At 71.1% G+C, this 17887-nt stretch carries 13 protein-coding genes and 1 riboswitch; of the genes, 6 read left to right on the top strand and 7 right to left on the bottom strand.

Translation table 11 applies throughout. The features are described from left to right. Nucleotides 1-36: 36 nt before the first annotated feature. Nucleotides 37-167, bottom strand: a riboswitch (FMN riboswitch). 367 nt (nt 168-534) lie between these two features. Together ACK8N7_RS31535 and ACK8N7_RS31530 are read left to right on the top strand one after the other, a co-directional pair. Further along, a complete protein-coding gene (locus ACK8N7_RS31535) occupies nt 535-2898 on the top strand; it encodes a chitinase C-terminal domain-containing protein (RefSeq protein WP_403217790.1) in 2364 nt (787 codons plus the stop codon). Between the two features lie 138 nt (nt 2899-3036). Further along, on the top strand, nt 3037-3783 hold the full coding sequence (locus tag ACK8N7_RS31530) for an SDR family oxidoreductase (protein ID WP_500444659.1): 747 nt from the start codon (nt 3037-3039) through the stop codon (nt 3781-3783). A gap of 28 nt (nt 3784-3811) precedes the next feature. On the opposite strand, the gene ACK8N7_RS31525 is transcribed toward ACK8N7_RS31530, so the two are convergent. Then, nucleotides 3812-4993, bottom strand: a complete 1182-nt coding sequence (locus ACK8N7_RS31525; protein WP_403217792.1) for an ROK family transcriptional regulator — start codon at nt 4991-4993, stop codon at nt 3812-3814. A gap of 170 nt (nt 4994-5163) precedes the next feature. Between ACK8N7_RS31525 and ACK8N7_RS31520 the strand changes: the two genes are divergently transcribed. Both ACK8N7_RS31520 and ACK8N7_RS31515 read left to right on the top strand, forming a co-directional pair. After that, a complete protein-coding gene (locus ACK8N7_RS31520) occupies nt 5164-6390 on the top strand; it encodes an MFS transporter (protein WP_403217793.1) in 1227 nt (408 codons plus the stop codon). A gap of 147 nt (nt 6391-6537) precedes the next feature. After that, nucleotides 6538-7944 (top strand): uracil-xanthine permease family protein, encoded by a 1407-nt coding sequence (locus tag ACK8N7_RS31515; RefSeq protein ID WP_403217794.1) that lies wholly within the window; start codon nt 6538-6540, stop codon nt 7942-7944. A 42-nt stretch (nt 7945-7986) separates the two neighbouring features. Here the strand turns inward: ACK8N7_RS31515 and ACK8N7_RS31510 are convergent, their stop codons facing one another. Beyond that, nucleotides 7987-9189 carry a glycoside hydrolase family 6 protein gene (locus ACK8N7_RS31510; protein WP_500444658.1) on the bottom strand — a complete coding sequence of 401 codons (1203 nt, stop codon included), beginning with the start codon at nt 9187-9189 and terminating at the stop codon, nt 7987-7989. A 96-nt stretch (nt 9190-9285) separates the two neighbouring features. On the opposite strand from ACK8N7_RS31510, the gene ACK8N7_RS31505 reads away from it, so the two are divergent. Continuing rightward, nucleotides 9286-9954 (top strand): DUF5995 family protein, encoded by a 669-nt coding sequence (locus tag ACK8N7_RS31505; protein ID WP_403217796.1) that lies wholly within the window; start codon nt 9286-9288, stop codon nt 9952-9954. 28 nt (nt 9955-9982) lie between these two features. Here ACK8N7_RS31505 and ACK8N7_RS31500 read toward each other — a convergent pair whose 3' ends face one another. From ACK8N7_RS31500 to ACK8N7_RS31480, 5 genes are all read right to left on the bottom strand, one after another. Continuing rightward, the gene (locus tag ACK8N7_RS31500) at nt 9983-11677 is read right to left on the bottom strand and encodes a flavin monoamine oxidase family protein (protein WP_403217797.1); all 1695 of its coding nucleotides are present in this window, start codon (nt 11675-11677) and stop codon (nt 9983-9985) included. A gap of 55 nt (nt 11678-11732) precedes the next feature. Continuing rightward, the gene (locus ACK8N7_RS31495) at nt 11733-12530 is read right to left on the bottom strand and encodes a carbon-nitrogen hydrolase family protein (RefSeq protein WP_403217798.1); all 798 of its coding nucleotides are present in this window, start codon (nt 12528-12530) and stop codon (nt 11733-11735) included. A gap of 186 nt (nt 12531-12716) precedes the next feature. After that, entirely contained in the window at nt 12717-13175 is a 459-nt protein-coding gene (locus tag ACK8N7_RS31490) for an Lrp/AsnC family transcriptional regulator (protein ID WP_015607336.1), read from the bottom strand. 125 nt (nt 13176-13300) lie between these two features. Further along, a complete protein-coding gene (locus tag ACK8N7_RS31485; protein ID WP_403217799.1) occupies nt 13301-14758 on the bottom strand; it encodes an aldehyde dehydrogenase family protein in 1458 nt (485 codons plus the stop codon). Nucleotides 14759-14959: 201 nt separating this feature from the next. Then, nucleotides 14960-16426: a GuaB1 family IMP dehydrogenase-related protein gene (locus ACK8N7_RS31480; protein WP_403217800.1), complete on the bottom strand. Its 1467-nt coding sequence runs from the start codon at nt 16424-16426 to the stop codon at nt 14960-14962. A 319-nt stretch (nt 16427-16745) separates the two neighbouring features. On the opposite strand from ACK8N7_RS31480, the gene ACK8N7_RS31475 reads away from it, so the two are divergent. After that, a complete protein-coding gene (locus ACK8N7_RS31475) occupies nt 16746-17813 on the top strand; it encodes a terpene synthase family protein (RefSeq protein ID WP_403217801.1) in 1068 nt (355 codons plus the stop codon). The last annotated feature ends 74 nt before the right edge of the window (nt 17814-17887 follow it).

Below are 17887 nucleotides of genomic sequence, written 5' to 3'. Positions count from 1 at the left end.
TGCGTCCGCCTACGGCGGCGTACCGATGAAGACCCGCCGCGCACTGCCTCCCATCCGGACTTTAACCGTCGGTCCAGGAATCCCACCTGGTCAACCGGCCGCTGGCTGCGGACGGGTCGCGGACTATAACCGCCGGTTCGGAATTGCACCGACCCCGGAGTGCGCTGCTACTGGTACGGAACCAGTCTGCCACGGACGCCCCTCGGCCATGCGGGTGAGCCCTGTGGGCTGGGTCACAGATCGCCTGGCGCGTTCCCGTCGGCGGGAAGCCGACGGCAGGTCCGGGGGAAGCCGGCGGCGGGCCCGGGGGAAGTCGGCGGCATGTCGGCGGGAAGTCCGCGATAAGCCGACAACGTAGTCATCGAGAAAGTTGACCACTAAAGGTCCAGACCTATTGACGCACTGGTCTAGTCCTCTTAATCTCTGCGTCACCTCCGAGGTTCGGTCCCACGGTGTGCGCACACCGGGACCCCGACACGACCCACCCCCTTTTGCCAGTTGTGTTCTGCCGACCTCCCCAGGAGGAACGTCCACATGCTGTCCCCCACCAGAGCGAGAGCCACGCTGCTCGCCGCCGGCGCCGCTGTCGCCGGCCTGCTGATGAGTTCCCTCGCCGCCACCCCGTCGGCCGCCGCCGTCGACCAGGAGTCCTGCCGCCCCGACGGCCTCTACAAGACCCCCGGTGTCGACGTCCCCTACTGCTCCGTCTACGACGGTGAAGGACGCGAGAAGATGGGCGCGGACCACAAGCGCCGCGTCATCGGTTACTTCACCAACTGGCGTACCGGCAAGGACGGCAAGGACGCCTACCTGGTCCCGAACATCCCCTGGGACAAGGTCACGCACCTCAACTACGCCTTCGCGCACGTCGACAGCTCCAACAAGCTCTCGGTCGGCCCCGACAGCGCCGACAACGCCTCCACCGGGATGACCTGGCCCGGTGTCGCAGGCGCCGAGATGGACCCGACGCTCCCCTACAAGGGGCACTTCAACCTGCTGACCAAGTACAAGAAGCAGCACCCGGACGTGAAGACCCTCGTCTCCGTGGGCGGCTGGGCCGAGACCGGCGGCTACTTCGGCCCCGACGGCGAGCGCGTCAACTCCGGCGGCTTCTACTCGATGGCGACCAACGCCGACGGCTCGGTCAACCAGAACGGCATCAACACCTTCGCCGACTCGGCCGTCTCCTTCATCAAGAAGTACGGCTTCAACGGCGTCGACATCGACTACGAGTACGCGACGTCCATGAAGGACGCGGGCAACCCCATGGACCACACGCTGGCCAACGGCCGCCGCGCCGGTCTGGTCAAGGGGTACGACGCCCTGATGAAGACCCTGCGCGAGAAGCTCGACCGCGCGGGCGCCGCCGACGGCAAGCACTACCTGCTGACCGTCGCCGCCCCCTCCTCCGGCTACCTGCTGCGGGGCATGGAGACGTACCAGATGCAGAAGTACCTGGACTACGTCAACATCATGTCCTACGACCTGCACGGCGCCTGGAACGAGTACGTCGGTCCGAACGCCCAGCTGTTCGACGACGGCAAGGACAACGAGCTGGCGCAGGCGGGCGTGTACTCGACCTCGCAGTACGGCGGGGTCGGCTACCTCAACACCGACTGGGCCTACCACTACTTCCGCGGCTCGATGCCGGCCGGCCGGATCAACATCGGCCTGCCGTACTACACCCGCGGCTTCAAGAACGTCCAGGGCGGCACCGACGGCCTGTGGGGCAAGGCCGCCACGACCACCTGCCCGGCGGGCGCGGGTCTGACCAAGTGCGGTGACGGCGCGGTCGGCATCGACAACCTGTGGCACGACAAGGACACCAACGGCCAGGAGTCGCCGGCCGGTTCCAACCCGATGTGGCACGCGAAGAACCTGGAGAAGGGCATCGTCGGCGACTACCTCACCGACTACGGCTTCCCCGCCGGAACCCAGCTGACCGGCACCTACGTCCGCAAGTACGACTCGACGCTGGTCGCCCCGTGGCTGTGGAACGCCCAGAAGAAGGTCTTCCTCTCCACCGAGGACGAGCAGTCCGTCAAGACCAAGGCCGACTACGTGGTCGACAAGGGCATCGGCGGCACGATGATCTGGGAGCTGGCGGGCGACTACCAGTGGAACGCGGCCAAGGGCCAGTACGAGACCGGCAACACGCTGACCACGGCGATGTACGACGCGTTCAAGTCGGCCACCCCGTACGGCGCGAAGCGCTCCACGGTCGACCTGCCGACCCAGGCCGTCGACATCGACGTCTCGTTCAACCAGTTCGCCCTCGGTGACTCCAACTACCCGATCAGCCCCAAGCTGAAGATCACCAACCGCACCAAGGCCACACTGCCCGGCGGTACGGAGTTCCAGTTCGACTACTCCACCTCCGCCCCGGCCAACGCCAAGGACCAGTCCGGCTTCGGTACGTCGATCATCCGCAGCGACCACACGGCGGCCAACAACGTCGGCGGGCTCAAGGGCCCCTACAACCGGGTCTCCCTGAAGCTCCCGGCCTGGCAGACGGTGGCCCCCGGCGCCTCGGTGGAGCTGGACTTCGTCTACTACCTGCCGACCTCCACGCCGTCCAACTGGACCGTGACCTTCGGCGGCAAGTCCTACTCCCTCGCCGGTGACCTGGCCCGTGGCACCACCCTGGTCGAGCCCGGCACCGGCACGAACCCGACGCCGACGCCGACCCCGGACCCGACCGGCCCCACTCCGACGCCGACCCCGACGCAGCCGGGCGGCACCTGCTCGGCCCCGGCGTGGAACGCGGCCACCGAGTACGGCGGCGGCTCCACCGTCAGCCAGGACGGCCACCAGTGGAAGGCCTCGTGGTGGACGAAGGGCGAGAAGCCCGGCACCACCGGCGAATGGGGCGTCTGGAAGGACCTCGGCGCCTGCTAGTACCTGTCCGGCGGTGAGCGGACGGCCAGAACCCACTGCCGTACCGTGAAATCACCGCACCGCGAAGCCCCGGCGTCCCCCGCCGGGGCTTCCCGCGCTCCTGCCGCGGCCGGATCCCGCCTCTGGCAGGCTGGCCCCATGACGACGATTCTGGTCACCGGCGCCACCGGAACGCTCGGCCGTCAGGTCGCCGAACGGCTCCGCGGCCAAGGCGCCGATGTACGCGGTCTCAGCCGGCGCTCCCCGTCGTACGCCGTCGATCTGCGCGACGGCAGGGGGCTGGACGCGGCGGTCGACGGGGTGGACGCGATCATCCACTGCGCCGGCGCCCCCCGCGGCGGCGACGACCGGGCGGCGGGGTTCCTCATCGAGGCCGCGAAGCGGGCCCGGGTGCCCCATCTGGTCTGCATCTCGATCGTGGGCGTGGACCGGGTGCCGCTCGGCTACTACACGGTCAAGCACCGGGTCGAGCGGATGATCGAGGACTCCGGGATCGGCGCGACGACCCAGCGGACCACCCAGTTCCACGACCTGGTCCTGTCCATCGTCTCCGGCGCGGCGAAGCTCCCCGTGCTGCCGGTGCCCGCCGGGGTGTCGGTCCAGCCCGTCGACAGCGGCGAGGTCGCCGACCGGCCGGCCGCCCTGGCCGCCGGTCCGCCGGCGGGCCGGGTGCCGGACATGGGCGGGCCCGAGGTCCGGGAGCTGACCGGCGTGGCCGCGGCCTACCTCCGTCCGACGGGACGCAAGCGGCGGGTGGTGCCGGTGCGGCTGGCGGGGAAGGCGTACGCGGCATACCGGGGCGGCGGCCATCTGAGCCCGGAGCACGCGGTGGGGACCGTGACGTTCGAGGAGTTCCTGGCCCGGCACCACCGGCGTACGGGCTGAGCGCCACGCGGCGGTCCGGTGATGCGGGTCAGCCCCCCGGTGCGAACAGCGCCTCCTGTGCCGCGTCCCGGGCCGCGATCAGCGCCCCGCGCAGTACGGCCCCGTCCCCCAGCGACCCCGCCCGGACCTCGGTGCGCAGCGGTGACATCAGGGCGAGGCGCTCCTCCACGCGGGCGGCGAGCTGGGCTCCGCCGGCCTCACCGACCGCGCCCGCCAGGAGTACGCAGCCGGGGTCCAGGACCGAGACGACGGCCGCGGCCCCGAGGGCGAGGCGGTCGGCCAGCTCGTTCAGGAACGGCTGCCCGCGCTCCCCTGCATCCAGGGCCGTGTGCACGGCGGCCACGGCGGTCGCCTCCTGGGCCGCGCCCGGAGGAGGCTCGATGCCGTGCCGGGCGGCGAGTTCGCAGAGGGCCGCCGAGCCGGCCAGGGAGTAGAAGCCTCCCTCGCAGTCGACGGCCGAGGGCAGCCCGGCCACCCCGGGCACCGGCAGGAAGCCGATCTCTCCCGCGCCCCCGGAGGCGCCCTGCCGCAGCTTGCCGTCGAGCATCACGGCGGCCCCGATGCCCTGGCCCAGCCAGATCAGGACGAAGGTCTCGCGGTCGATGGCGGCCCCGGCCCGGTGTTCCGCGACGGCGGCGAGGTTGGTCTCGTTCTCGACGAGCACGGTCGCCGGCAGCCGCCGCTGGAGCACCCGGACCAGGCCCCGGTGCCAGGCGGGCAGGCCGGAGCTGTCGCGCAGTTCGCCGGTGGCCGGGTCGATCAGGCCCGGGGCCCCGATGCCGACGCTGTGCAGCGGTACGGACCCCGCCCGACGGGCCGTGCGCTCCAGGAGGGCGACGGCCTGTTCGACGGCGGGTCCGGTCCCGGTGTCGTCGGCGATGGGCAGGGTGGCCTCCGCGAGCGTGGCCCCCAGCAGGTCGGCGACCACCACGGAGACGCTTCCGGTGCGCACGTCGAGGGCGGCGAGATGGGCCCGGTCGGCAACGATCCCGTACAGCTTCGCGTTGGGGCCCCGGCGGACCGCTCCGGACTCGCCGACGACATGGATCAGCCCGGCGCCCTGGAGCCGCTCGACCAGGTCGGCGACGGTGGGGCGGGAGAGTCCGGTGAGGGTCTTGAGCTGGGTGGCCGTCAACGGGCCGTCCTGCTGGAGCAGTCGCAGGGCGAGCCGGTCGTTGATGGCCCGAGCCGTGCTCGGTGATGCGGGCATACCGGGATCCTTCCAGACCACTGCGGTGCCTCTTTCCCGGGTCGGCGGCGAGCGTTTCCCGAAAGAACTATTTATCAGGCAGGGTTCCTGATAGTTTACGCGACGCGATGGGGAGCGGCAGCGCCGGGACAGGCCTGCGCACCGGATTCCTCAGGGGAGGGCACAACCGCATGACGAAGGAACCGACCGCCGCGGTCTACAGCACGGAGCAGGTGAAGCGAGCCAGGGTCGCCGTCGCCACCGTCTTCGCGGTGCACGGGGCGGTGACCGGCAGCTTCGCGACCCGGGTGCCCTGGATCCAGGACCACGCCGGGGTGAGCGCGGGCCAGCTCGGCCTCGCGCTGGCCTTCCCGGCGATCGGCGCCTCGATCACGATGCCGCTGGCGGGCCGGATCAGCCACCGATTCGGCGCGCGGACCGCCCTGCGCGGACTGCTCGCCCTGTGGACGCTGGCGCTGGTCCTGCCCGCCCTGGCGCCGAACCTGCTGACGCTGTGCGCCGTCCTCTTCGTCTACGGGGCCACGGCCGGGATGTCCGACGTGGCGATGAACGCCCTGGGCGTGGAGGTGGAGAACCGTCTCGACAAGTCGATCATGTCGGGGCTGCACGGGATGTGGAGCGTGGGCGCGCTGATCGGTTCGGCGGCGGGCACGGTCGCCGCCCACATCGGCGCCGACGCCCGCCTCCACCACACCCTCGCCGCGCTGGTGCTGACGGCGCTGGGGCTGCTCGCCTGCCGGGGCGTGCTGGACCTGCGCAGCGAACCGGACGAGGAGCCGCCGCCGCGCTTCACCCTGCCGCCGAAGTCGGCGCTGATCATCGGGGCCGTCGGGTTCTGCGCGGTGTTCGCGGAGGGCGCCAGCCTCGACTGGTCGGCGGTCTACCTGCGGGACATCCTGGGCAGCTCGGACGGGGTCGCGGCCGCCTCCACCACGGCCTTCGCGCTGACGATGGCGGTGGCGCGGCTGGCCGGGGACCGGATCGTGGACCGGTTCGGCGCGGTGCGGACCGTACGGGCGGGAGGGGTACTGGCCACCACGGGCGGGCTGCTGGTGGTGTTCTCGCCCGCCCCGGCGGCGGCCATGTGCGGCTTCGGGCTGCTGGGCCTCGGCGTGGCGGTCGTGGTGCCGCTGGCCTTCGCGGCGGCCGGGCGCAGCGGGCCGAACCCGAGCCAGGCCATCGCGGGCGTCGCGACCATCACGTACACCTCGGGGCTGATAGCCCCCTCCGCGATCGGTTCGCTGGCGGAGGCGACCTCGCTGGTGGTGTCCTTCGGCGTGGTGACCGTGCTGGCGTTCGGCCTGGTGCTGGGCGCCGGGGTGCTGCGGGCGGGCGACCGGAAGGTGACCGGCTCGGCGGTGGGCGGTGCGCCGGCGAAGAGCCCGTCGGGGAGCTGAGCCCTGGACGCGGCGGTACGGCGGGCGGCCTCTGTACGCCCGCCGCCCGCCGCACCACTACCATGGCGCTGATCTTTTCCGCAGGTGAACACCGATTACCGGGTCGCATACCGGCCGGCACACCGAGCAGACCTTCAGGGAGCAACCATGAGCCTCGGCGTGCGCTGGACCTTGCACGGCGACGGGAAGACCCCCGCGCCCGGGGCGGTGGTGCGCCCCGACGAGCGGCTCTCCTGGCCCCGCACCTTCGGCCTCGGCGCGCAGCACGTGGTCGCGATGTTCGGGGCGTCGTTCGTCGCTCCGGTCCTGATGGGTCTGGACCCGAACCTCGCGATCATGATGTCCGGGGTCGCGACCGTGATCTTCCTGCTGGCCACCAAGGGCCGGGTGCCCAGCTATCTGGGGTGCTCGCTCTCCTTCGTCGGGGTCGCGGCCACCATCCGGGCGAGCGGCGGTGACAGCGCGACCGTCACGGGTGCGGTGCTGGTGGTCGGCGCGGCGCTGTTCCTCGTGGGCCTCGCGGTGCAGCGGTTCGGCGCGCGGATCATCCACGCGGCGATGCCGCCCGTGGTGACCGGCGCGGTCGTGATGCTCATCGGCTTCAACCTGGCGCCGGTGACCGCGTCGACGTACTGGCCGCAGGACCAGTGGACCGCGCTGCTGGTGATGCTCTTCACCGGACTGGCCGTGGTGTGCCTGCGCGGCTTCCTCTCCCGGATCGCGATCTTCCTGGGACTGGTCTTCGGCTATCTGCTCTCCTGGGTGCTGGACCTGGTGTTCGGGAAGATCCACTCCCCGGCGGGCGGCGCGGAGGCCGTCGACCACTGGCGCCTGGACCTGTCGGGCGTGGGCGCTGCGGACTGGATCGGTCTGCCGTCCTTCCACGCCCCGGCCTTCGAGTGGTCCGCGATCCTGGTCGCCCTGCCCGTGGTGATCGCCCTGGTCGCGGAGAACGCGGGCCATGTGAAGGCCGTCGGCGAGATGACCGGCGATTCTCTGGACGACAAGCTCGGCACCGCCATCGCGGCGGACGGCGCCGCGTCGATGCTCTCCACCGCCGTGGGCGGCCCGCCCAACACCACGTACTCCGAGAACATCGGCGTGATGGCCGCGACCCGGGTCTACTCCACGGCCGCCTACTGGGCGGCGGCCTGCTTCGCCCTGCTCTTCGGCCTCTGCCCGAAGTTCGGCGCGGTCGTCGCCGCGATCCCGGGCGGAGTGCTCGGCGGGATCACCGTGATCCTGTACGGGATGATCGGCCTGCTCGGTGCGCAGATCTGGCTCAACGGCCGGGTGGACCTCCGCAATCCGCTCAACCTCGTCCCGGCCGCCGCGGGCATCATCATCGGCGTCGGCGGGGTCAGCCTGAAGATCGGCGACAACTTCGAGCTGGGCGGTATCGCGCTCGGCACCCTCGTCGTGATCACCGGCTACCACGTGCTGCGCGCCTTCGCCCCGGCGCACCTGAAGACCCAGGAACCCCTGCTGGACTCAGGCACGTCGGCGTACGACGAGGAGTCCGGCGACACGGACCCCGGGCCCGGGAAGTCCTGAGCCCGCCGCAGGACCGGCAGGGCCTCAACGCCCTTACGGGGCTCAGCCGGTGGCCAGTCCGTGGGCGTACTCCGGGGAGAAGGAGCCCGGCGCGCCCGAGCAGCCGTCGGACTCCCCCGGCAGCTTCACCCACAGGTACGCGTCGATCCGGTCCTCACCTGTCCGCGTCGTCGGGGTCTGCCCCAGCGCCCGGCCCTGCGGGTCGCACCACTGGCCGGGCGGGGGCGCGCCGTTGCCGTTGCGGCTGGTGTCGATGACGGCGCCGAGGCCGGAGGGGCCGCCGAGTGCGGCCAGCACCTGGCGGGCGTAGGCCCGCTCGTCGGCGGTGGTGCGGAAGTTGGCCACGTTGGTGAAGATGCCGTCGCCGCTGGTGGTCACCCCCGCGGCCCGGAGCGCGGCCGCCTGCTTCGGGGCGGGGTGCCAGCCGGAGTGGCCTCCGTCGAAGTAGACCCGGGCCTTCGGGTTGGCGGCGCGCAGGGTGGCTCCGGCGCGGGCCAGTGAGGCGAAGCGGGCCGCGCGCGCCCCGGCGGTGAGGCAGTCGGAGAGGGCGATGGCGTCCGGTTCCAGGATCACGATCGCCGGGCCCGCGCCGAGCCCCTTGGCGAACTCCCGTATCCAGGCGTCGTACGCCGCGCCGTCCGGCGCCCCGCCCTGCGAGGCGCCGCCGCAGTCCCGGTCGGGTACGGCGTACGGGACGAGCACCGGGGTCCGCCCGGCGGCGGCCGCGCCCCGGGTGACGGCGCGGACCTCCGCGGCGACCTGCCCCGGGTTGTACTGCGCGAACCAGACCGCCGCCGGCTGCGCCGCGATCCGGGACTCGATCAGCGGGCGGCGCGGGTCGTCGGGGTTGGCACGCACCCACTGGACGACCTGGGACCCCGGGTCGCGGAAGAGGCTGTTCCTGGGGGCCGGGGCGGGAGCCGCGGATGTCGCGGTGGGGGCGGCGCTCGTACGGGAGGCGCTGGGCCGCGGTGATGGCGGCGGGGCCGTCGTGGGGGCGGTGGGGGGAGACGCGGTCGGCGGCGCGGTGGTGGGGGTCGGGACCGCGGGCAGCGGCTGGAGGACCGGCGGAGGCGTCGGCTCCGGAACGGCCGTGGTCCGGCGCCCGTCCTGCCCGGCCTCGATCAGGCCGGCCGTGGCTCCGATCGCCACGACGGCCGACGCGACGGCCAGCAGGCCGTGCCGACGGGCGGCCCGACGGCGTGCCCGGCGGGTGATGCGGCGTTGTGCGTGTATGCCCGGCACTCCTCGAACCCCATTTCCGGCACCGTCGTTCGTCCGTTCCGATGAACCTTCGGCCGGTCGGCGCCGTGCCGAGCCTATGGCTGCCACGCTCCGCACATGGCGCAGATCGAACAGTTCGCGGAACCGGCTGCTCCCGGCACCCTCGTGGCGGAGGTGGACACGGTGTTCGAGCGGATGCGTGCGTTCCGCGACCGGTGGCCGCCCGGGGACGGTGTCGGGGTCTTCCACGAGGTCTGCCTGACGACCGTCCGGGAGACCGCCGGCACGCTGGAGGTGCGGCTCGCGGAGCGCTATCTGTCGGCCCTCGGTGTGGCGGAGGCGGGCGGGCGTCCGCCGGAGTGCCGGCGTCCGCTGTTCCAGTACCGGCACCACCCCGGCGTACGCCCGGTGCAGTTCGCCCTCGGCGGTCTCCATGCGCACATCGCTCACGACCTCGCCCTGGCCGTGGTGGACAGCTGTCGTACGCTCGGCTGCGCCCCGCCGGAGCTGGAAGGGGAGTACGAGCGGGTGGGTGATCTCCTCACGCTGCTGGAGGAGCGGATCCACGACGATCTGATGCCGGGCCCCGATCTGCTCCGGCTCGCGGATCCGCTGACCCACCTGGTGAGTTCCTGGAGCCTGGAGCGGGCCCGTGAGGCCGCCTGGTCGGCGGCCCGGGTGCTCTGGCGGCTGCGCGGATTCCCGTCGTCGGCCGAGGAGTTCCGGCAGCAGACCGACGCGGGCGCCGGGCTGGTGGTGCGCTTCCTGCTCACCCCGTGCCGCTGACGCCCGCGTTGATCCCCGGTCTTCCGGTTCAGTCCTCCGGAAGCTCCACCGGAGCGATCTCGTCGAAGACGTCGCCGGGGCCCGGGTTGGTCGGGTCGGTCGCCCCGCCGAACTGGTGCATGACGCCCCACACCGCGTTGAGCGCGGTCTGTACGGCGCCCTCGGCCCAGCCGGCCGTCCAGGAGATGTCGTCGCCCGCGAGGAACAGGCCCCGCTTGTCGGCGGGCAGCCGGTCCTGCATGAAGTGGGTGAACAGCCGCCGCTGGTAGCGGTAGTGGCCGGGCAGGTTCGCCTTGAACGCGCCCATGAAGTAGGGCTCGTTCTCCCAGGAGACGGTGACCGGGTTGCCGATGATGTGGCCGCGGATGTCGACGTTCGGGTAGATCTCCCCGAGCGACTTGAGCATGACCTCCATGCGCTCCTTCGGGGAGAGCGGCAGCCACTTCAGGCTGTCGTCGCACCACGTGTAGGAGAGGCAGATGACGGCGGGCTTGTCCGGCCCGTCGTCCAGGAGGTAGGTCCCCCGGGTCATCCGGTCGGTGAGCGTCATCGACATGGTGTCACGGCCGGTGGTCTCGTCCTTGTCCAGCCAGAACGGCCGGTCGACCGGCACGAACAGCTTGGACGACTCCATGTAGTGGGTGCGCTCCATCGCCGTCCAGTGGTCGATCGGGAAGAGCGCGTCATCACAGTCGATCTTGGAGAGCAGCAGCCAGGACTGGCCGGTGAAGACGGCGGCCCGGAAGGTGCGGATGTCGCCGGTGGCGTCGGTGACCGTGATGCGGTTGCCCGCCGTACGGGTCAGCCGGGTCACGGCGCCTCGCGGCTCACCGCCGTGCAGGGAGGCCAGCGAGGTGCCCAGCGGCCAGTGGACGATCTTCTGCGGCTCGCGGTCCCACAGGCGCAGCGGGAGCTGCTGGCTGCCGCCGACGATGCCCCGGTGGTGGTCGTCGGCCTCGGTGTAGACGACCCGCAGGATCTCCAGGATGGAGTTGGGGAAGTCGGTGTCCCAGCCGCCGGTGCCGAAGCCGACCTGGCCGAAGATCTCGCGGTGCCGGAAGGACTTGAAGGCGTCGGAGGCGCAGAGGAAGCCGTAGAAGGTCTGGTTGTCGAGCTGCTCGACGAGCTTGGCCCAGATCTCCCGGATGCGCGGTACGTCGCGCTCGCGCAGCGCCCGGTTCATGTCGGAGAAGTCGGCGCCCTCCTCCAGGCAGGCGTTCCAGGCGTCGGCCACATCGCGGTAGACCTGGGGCAGGTCGTCGATGGTCTCGGCGTAGTGCGACTCGCCCTTGAGGTCCACGACGGTGGAGGGCGTGGCCGGGGAGAGCGGGTTGGGGAAGGCCGAGGTCTCCAGGCCCGCCAGGTCGATGTAGTGCTGGAGCGCCGTGGAGGACGGCGGGAAGCGCATCGCGCCCATCTCGGCGGTGAGCGAGGGGTCGCAGCCGTCGAAGCCGACGGTGCGCAGCCGCCCGCCGATCCGGTCGGCCTCGTAGACGACGGGCTTGAGGCCCATCTTCATCAGCTCGTACGCGGCGATGATGCCGGAGAGCCCGCCGCCGATGACGGCGACCTCCTGGCCGTGCTCGGTCGCCGGTATCTGGCCGAGGCCGGCCGGGTGGGCGAGGAAGTCGTCGTACGCGTACGGGAAGTCCGGCCCGAACATGGTGATCGGCGGGGCGGCCGCGTCGGTGTGCTGGACAGCGTTGGGCACCGTGGACGTCATGGGGTACGGACTCCTTGCGCGATGACTGAAGGGAGACGGTGTGGGGGTGGCGGGCTCAGCCGAGGGAGCCGTACAGACCGGGGCGGCGGTCGTGCAGGTAGGGGTTGGCAGCGCGGGACGCGGCCAGGAACTCGGGGTCCACCTCGCCGACGACGAGCTCCTCGCCGCGGCCGGCGCGGGTGCGCACGGTGCCGTCGGGGCCGGCCAGGCAGCTCAGCCCGACGAACTCGAACTCGCCTTCCGGGCCGGTGCGGTTGACGTACGCCACGTACATCTGGCTCTCGAAGGCCCGTACGGGGATGACGGATTCGGCGACGAACTGGAAGGGGTGCATCTGCGCGGTGGGCACCAGCAGCAGGTCGGTGCCGGCGAGGGCGTGCGCCCGGACGTTCTCCGGGAACTCGACGTCGTAGCAGATCAGCAGCCCGATGCGGATGCCGTCCAGGTCGGCCTGGACGACGGTCTGCCCGCCGGGGGTGAACCACTCCTGCTCGAAGCAGCCGAAGAGGTGGGTCTTGCGGTAGTTGGCCAGCGAGGCGCCGTCGGGGCCGATGAGCTGGGAGGCGTTGAAGATCCGCTCGCCGTCGCGCTCCGGGTAGCCGTACAGGACGGCGAGGCCGTGGCGTACGGCGATCTCGGCAACGGCCTGCGCGCCGGGGCCGTCGACGGGCTCGGCCAGCTCGGGGACGGCGTCGCCGATGGCGTACCCGGTCAGGAACAGCTCGGGGGCGACCAGCAGCCGGGCGCCCGCTCCGGCGGCGCGCGCGGCGGCCTCGTCCAGCGTCTTCAGGTTCTCGGCGACGGCACCGGGCCGGCCGGAGCTCTGGAGCAGGGCGGTACGCAACGGCGGCATGGCTGACCTCGGACGGTGCGGGCGGGGTGGGGAGACGTATCGAAGGTACGTGGCGCCCGAGGGCCCGGACAAGGTGCGAGTGTTGCGCACCGACCGTCGATTCGTTGCGCCGGAAGGGCCTGCGGCGGCGAAACGTTGCGTCGGGGCATCACCGCAGGTCAACGCGGTGATGTGCGCCACCTGCTGCTAGGCGGGCGGGGCCTCCGCCGAGTACCGGCGCAGCAGCGGTGAGAGCACCAGTACGGACTTGGTGCGCTCCACGTACGGCTCCCCCGCGATCCGCTCCAGCACCTGCTCGAAGTGGCGCATGTCGGCGGCGAAGACCTGGACCACCGCGTCCGCGTCGCCCGTGACGGTGGAGGCGGCGGCGATCTCCGGGTAGCGGGCGAGGCCCTGCTTGATCGCTTCCGGGGAGGTGTTGCGGCTGCAGTAGATCTCGATGAACCCCTCGGTCTCCCAGCCGAGCGCCGCCGGGTCGACGCGCACGGTGAAGCCGGTGATCGCGCCCTCGGCGCGGAGCCGGTCGACGCGGCGTTTCACGGCGGGGGCGGAGAGGCCGACGATCGCGCCGATGTCGGCGTAGGAGCGCCGGGCGTCTTCGGCGAGGGCGTGGACGATGCGTTCGTCCAGGTCGTTCAGGCGCACGTCGGGCGGTTCACTTCTCTGCGGTGGGTCTGGCCGGCGGGAGGCGGCGGGTGCCGCCTCCCGCAGTAGACCATGAGCCGCCGTCGCGGGCGCGCCCGGCGCAGTGGCAGTAGGTGGCCCGTGGGTCAGAAAGGGAACTGCGAGCGGCCGTGCTGGACGGAGATCCACTTCTGCGTGGTGAAGGCCTCCACCATCGACTCGCCGTTCAGCCGGCCGAGGCCCGAGCTCTTCTCGCCGCCGAAGGGGACGATCGGCTCGTCGTGGACGGTGCCGTCGTTGATGTGGATCATGCCGGTGTGGATGCGCTGTCCGACCCGCACGCCGCGCTCGATGTTGGCGGTGTGGACGGCGCCGCTGAGGCCGTACGGGGTGTCGTTGGCGATGCGGACGGCCTCGTCCTCACCGTCGAAGGGGACGAGCAGGGCGACCGGGCCGAAGATCTCCTGCTGGAGGACGGGGGAGTCGGGGGCCAGGCCGGTCAGGATGGAGGGGCTGACCAGGTTGCCGTCGGCGCGGCCGTGGAGCAGGGCGGTGGCACCGGCCTCGACGGTCTGGTCGACGAGCCGGGAGATGGACTCGGCCTGCGAGGAGTTGATCAGCGGGCCGATCTGGGTGGCGGGGTCGGCCGGGTCCCCGACGGTGAGGGAGGCGACCTTGGCGACGAACTTCTCGGTGAACTCCTCCTCGACCGCCCGGTCGACCAGGATCCGGTTGGCGGCCATGCAGACCTGGCCCTGGTGGATGTAGCGGCTGAAGACCGCCGCGTCGACCGCGTAGTCCACATCGGCGTCGTCCAGCACGATCAGGGCGCTGTTGCCGCCGAGTTCGAGGACGGCGCGCTTGAGGTTGGCGGCGCAGACGGTCGCGACGTGCCGGCCGACCTTGTCCGAGCCGGTGAAGGAGATGACCTGCGGTACGGGGTGCTCCAGCAGGGTGTCGCCGATCTCGGCGATGTCGGTGACGACGACGTTGAGCAGTCCGGCGGGGAGCCCGGCGTCCTCGAAGACCTTGGCCAGCAGGGTGCCGCCGCAGATCGGGGTGTTCTGGTGCGGCTTGAGGACGACCGCGTTGCCCAGGGCGAGGGCGGGGGCGACGGACTTGAGGGAGAGCAGGAAGGGGAAGTTGAAGGGGCTGATGACACCGACGACCCCGACGGGCACCCGGTAGACGCGGTTCTCCTTGCCCTCGGTCGGCGAGGGAAGGATCTGGCCGGCCGGGCGCAGGGCGAGCTGAATGGCCTCGCGCAGGAACTCCTTGGCCAGGTGCAGCTCGAAGCCGGCCTTCAGGTGGGTGCCGCCGAGCTCGGCGACGATGGCCTCGGCGATCTGCGGCTCGCGCTCCTCGACGATGCGCAGCGCCTTCTCCAGAACGGTGCGCCGGGCGTACGGGTTGGTGTCGGCCCACGCCTGCTGGGCGCGCTCGGCGGCACGGTAGGCCTGGTCGACCTCTTCGGCGGTGGCGACGGGGATCGAGGCGAGCTTCTCGCCGTTGAAGGGGTTGAAGTCGATGATGTCCCAGGACCCCTTCCCCGGCCTCCACTCGCCGTCGATGTACTGATGGGCCAGGTCAGTGAAGAAGGACATGAGATCCCTTACCGCAGAGAGGGAGGCAGCTGATTGCGCTTCATATTACTTATGTTTGAACAGAGTTGAAGCGGGATCCCGGCCACCTCGGAAGGCCGTATACAAGGTGTCATACAACCCCTGATACAAGGCTCCGTATACGACACCGCCCCTCCCGGTATGAATCGCCGGAAGGGGCGGGGGCGTTACGAAGCGCCGGTATCAACTCCAGCTGGCGTGCAGCGGCTTGCCCTCGGCGTAGCCGGCCGCGCTCTGGACGCCGACGACCGCCTTCTCGGCGAACTCCTCCAGGGAGGCCGCACCCGCGTAGGTGCAGGAGGAGCGGACGCCCGCGATGATCGAGTCGATCAGGTCCTCGACGCCCGGACGGGTCGGGTCGAGGAACATCCGCGAGGTGGAGATGCCCTCCTCGAAGAGCGCCTTGCGGGCCCGGTCGTACGCGGACTCGTCCGACGTACGGTTCTTCACGGCACGCGCGGAGGCCATCCCGAAGGACTCCTTGTAGTAACGGCCGTCGGCGGACTGCTGGAGGTCGCCCGGCGACTCGTACGTCCCCGCGAACCAGGAGCCGATCATCACGTTGGACGCGCCGGCGGCGAGCGCCATGGCTACATCGCGCGGGTGGCGGACGCCACCGTCCGCCCAGACGTGCTTGCCGTGCTTCTTCGCCTCGGCGGCGCACTCCAGGACGGCGGAGAACTGCGGCCGGCCGACACCGGTCATCATCCGGGTGGTGCACATGGCGCCGGGGCCGACGCCGACCTTGATGATGTCGGCTCCGGCCTCGATCAGGTCCCGCACGCCCTCGGCGGCGACGATGTTGCCCGCGACGATCGGCACCTGCGGGTCCAGCGCCCGTACGGCACGGACCGCGCTGATCATGGATTCCTGGTGGCCGTGGGCGGTGTCCACGACGAGCGTGTCGACGCCCGCGTCCAGGAGCTGCTTGGCCTTGCCCGCCACATCGCCGTTGATGCCGACGGCGGCCGCGATGCGCAGCCGGCCCCGGTCGTCGGTGGCGGGGGTGTAGAGGGTGGCGCGCAGGGCGGCCTTCCGGGTGAGGATGCCGACGAGACGGCCGTCCTTGTCCACGGCGGGGGCGAGCTTGCGGTTGGCGCCGTCGAGCTTGTTGAACGCGTCGCGCGGGTCGATGTCCGCGTCCAGGAGCACCAGGTCCTTGGACATGACCTCGGAGAGCTGGGTGAAGCGGTCGACGCCGGTCAGGTCGTGGTCGGTGACGACGCCGACGGGGCGCCGGTCCTCGTCCACGACGACACCCGCGCCGTGCGCCCGCTTGGGCAGCAGGGACAGGGCGTCGGCAACGGTCTGGCCGGGGGCCAGCTCGATCGGGGTGTCCAGGACGAGGTGGCGCGTCTTGACCCAGGTGATGACGTCGGTGACGACCTCGATCGGGATGTCCTGGGGGATGACGACGAGCCCGCCGCGGCGGGCGATGGTTTCAGCCATCCGCCGGCCCGCGATGGCGGTCATGTTGGCGACCACGAGCGGGATGGTCGTCCCCGTGCCGTCGGGCGAGGAGAGGTCCACGGCCTGGCGGGAGCCGACGGCGGAGCGGCCCGGAACCATGAAGACGTCGTCGTACGTGAGGTCGTACGGAACCACGGAGGAGTCTGTGTAGCGACCGGTGCCCGGCTCAAGAAAGCGCATAACACTCATTTTTTCATACGAAACGGTGCAGGTCGTTTCCACGAAGACACAGCAAAAGACCCCCGCGTTCGTCTGTTCCTCCAAATGGGTCTTGGAGGCCTCCAGGGAGGCGGTCGGGGGGTCCCGGGCAAGTGGAACCTGCCTTACCCACGGACCCTACCCGAACGGGATTCGATTCATTCGTGATCATCATCCCTGGACCCGGTGACAAGGGGTCAGGTAGCTTCAAAGCCGCAGGTCTCGGGGGTGTCCGAGGTGCCGCTCCGGCACATCGGCAGCCTCGGCACACCGTTTGACCGGAGAGGATCCAGATCCGCCCGTGGACAGCGAACTGCCGGACATCTACTGCCCGTTCCCCCAGCGGACCAACCCGCACGTCGGGCACACACGCGGTCACCTGGCCACCTGGATCAGACAGACGGGTCTGGTGCACCGCGAGTCCGCGATGAACCGCTTCGAACAAGCCGATTTCGGCGCGTTCGTCGGCATGGTCTACCCGACGGCCGATCCTGAACACCTCGATCTGGTGGCCGACTGGTTCGTCTGGCTCTTCCTCGTCGACGACCAGCTCGACGACGGCCATCTCGGCCGCTCCCCCGAACGGGTACGCGCCGTGGTCGAGCGGATGCGCGCCGTCGTGGCCGGCACCGCCCCCGGCCCCCTGCCGGGCGAGGAGCTGCCGGCCGCCGTGATCGCCCTGGCCGACCTGTGGGAACGTACGACGCCGAACGCGGCGCCCCACTGGCGGACCCGGTTCGCCTGGCATCTGATCACCTACCTCACGACGGCCACCACCTGGGAGGCGGGCAACCGCGCGAACGACGTGGTGCCGTCCGAGGAGACGTACATCGCCAAGCGGCGGCACACCGGGGCCATCCACGTCTGCATGGACCTCATAGAGATCGTCACCGGCATCGAGGCCCCGGAGTCGCTCCACAACGACCCCCGGTTCATCACCGCCCTGGAAGCCTCCTGCAACCACGTGTGCTGGGCCAACGACGTGTACTCCTTCGAGAAGGAGCAGGTGCTCGGCGAGATCCACAACCTCGTCCACCTGGTCCGCCACCACCGGGGCTTGGGCGAGCAGCAGGCGCTGGACCATGTCGCGGAGCGGCTGGCGCTGGAGACGGAGCGGTTCCTGACCGCCGAGGACGAGCTGCTGGAGCTGTATCCCGAGCTGACCGGTCTGCTGGTGCCCTATCTCGAAGGGATGCGCAGCTGGATGCGCGGGAACCTGGACTGGTCGCGCCAGACCCCGCGCTACAACCCGGCCGACGTGGGGCAGTACGAGGAGCCGCAGGAGTATCTGGAGGAGACCGTGCTGGGCATAGCGCCCGACCACGCGGAGGCCACGCCCTGCGCGGCGGAAGCCCCGCGCCAAGGCTGAGGCCGTGACGCAAGGTCTGAGGCCGTGACGCAAGGTCTGAGGCCGTGACGCAAGGAGGCCGGGCACCCCCAGGG

The organism is Streptomyces griseobrunneus, assembly GCF_046713465.1.
Lineage (GTDB): Bacteria > Actinomycetota > Actinomycetes > Streptomycetales > Streptomycetaceae > Streptomyces > Streptomyces microflavus.
This window is presented reverse-complemented; position numbering and strand designations above follow the sequence as displayed.

Excerpts from the sequence above, each read along its gene's own strand:
- ACK8N7_RS31535 (WP_403217790.1), top strand. The coding sequence starts at position 535 with ATGCTGTCCCCCACCAGAGCGAGAGCCACGCTGCTCGCCGCCGGCGCC.
- ACK8N7_RS31530 (WP_500444659.1), top strand. The coding sequence starts at position 3,037 with ATGACGACGATTCTGGTCACCGGCGCCACCGGAACGCTCGGCCGTCAG.
- ACK8N7_RS31525 (WP_403217792.1), bottom strand. The coding sequence starts at position 4,993 with ATGCCCGCATCACCGAGCACGGCTCGGGCCATCAACGACCGGCTCGCC.
- ACK8N7_RS31520 (WP_403217793.1), top strand. The coding sequence starts at position 5,164 with ATGACGAAGGAACCGACCGCCGCGGTCTACAGCACGGAGCAGGTGAAG.
- ACK8N7_RS31515 (WP_403217794.1), top strand. The coding sequence starts at position 6,538 with ATGAGCCTCGGCGTGCGCTGGACCTTGCACGGCGACGGGAAGACCCCC.
- ACK8N7_RS31505 (WP_403217796.1), top strand. The coding sequence starts at position 9,286 with ATGGCGCAGATCGAACAGTTCGCGGAACCGGCTGCTCCCGGCACCCTC.
- ACK8N7_RS31500 (WP_403217797.1), bottom strand. The coding sequence starts at position 11,677 with ATGACGTCCACGGTGCCCAACGCTGTCCAGCACACCGACGCGGCCGCC.
- ACK8N7_RS31495 (WP_403217798.1), bottom strand. The coding sequence starts at position 12,530 with ATGCCGCCGTTGCGTACCGCCCTGCTCCAGAGCTCCGGCCGGCCCGGT.
- ACK8N7_RS31485 (WP_403217799.1), bottom strand. The coding sequence starts at position 14,758 with ATGTCCTTCTTCACTGACCTGGCCCATCAGTACATCGACGGCGAGTGG.
- ACK8N7_RS31480 (WP_403217800.1), bottom strand. The coding sequence starts at position 16,426 with ATGCGCTTTCTTGAGCCGGGCACCGGTCGCTACACAGACTCCTCCGTG.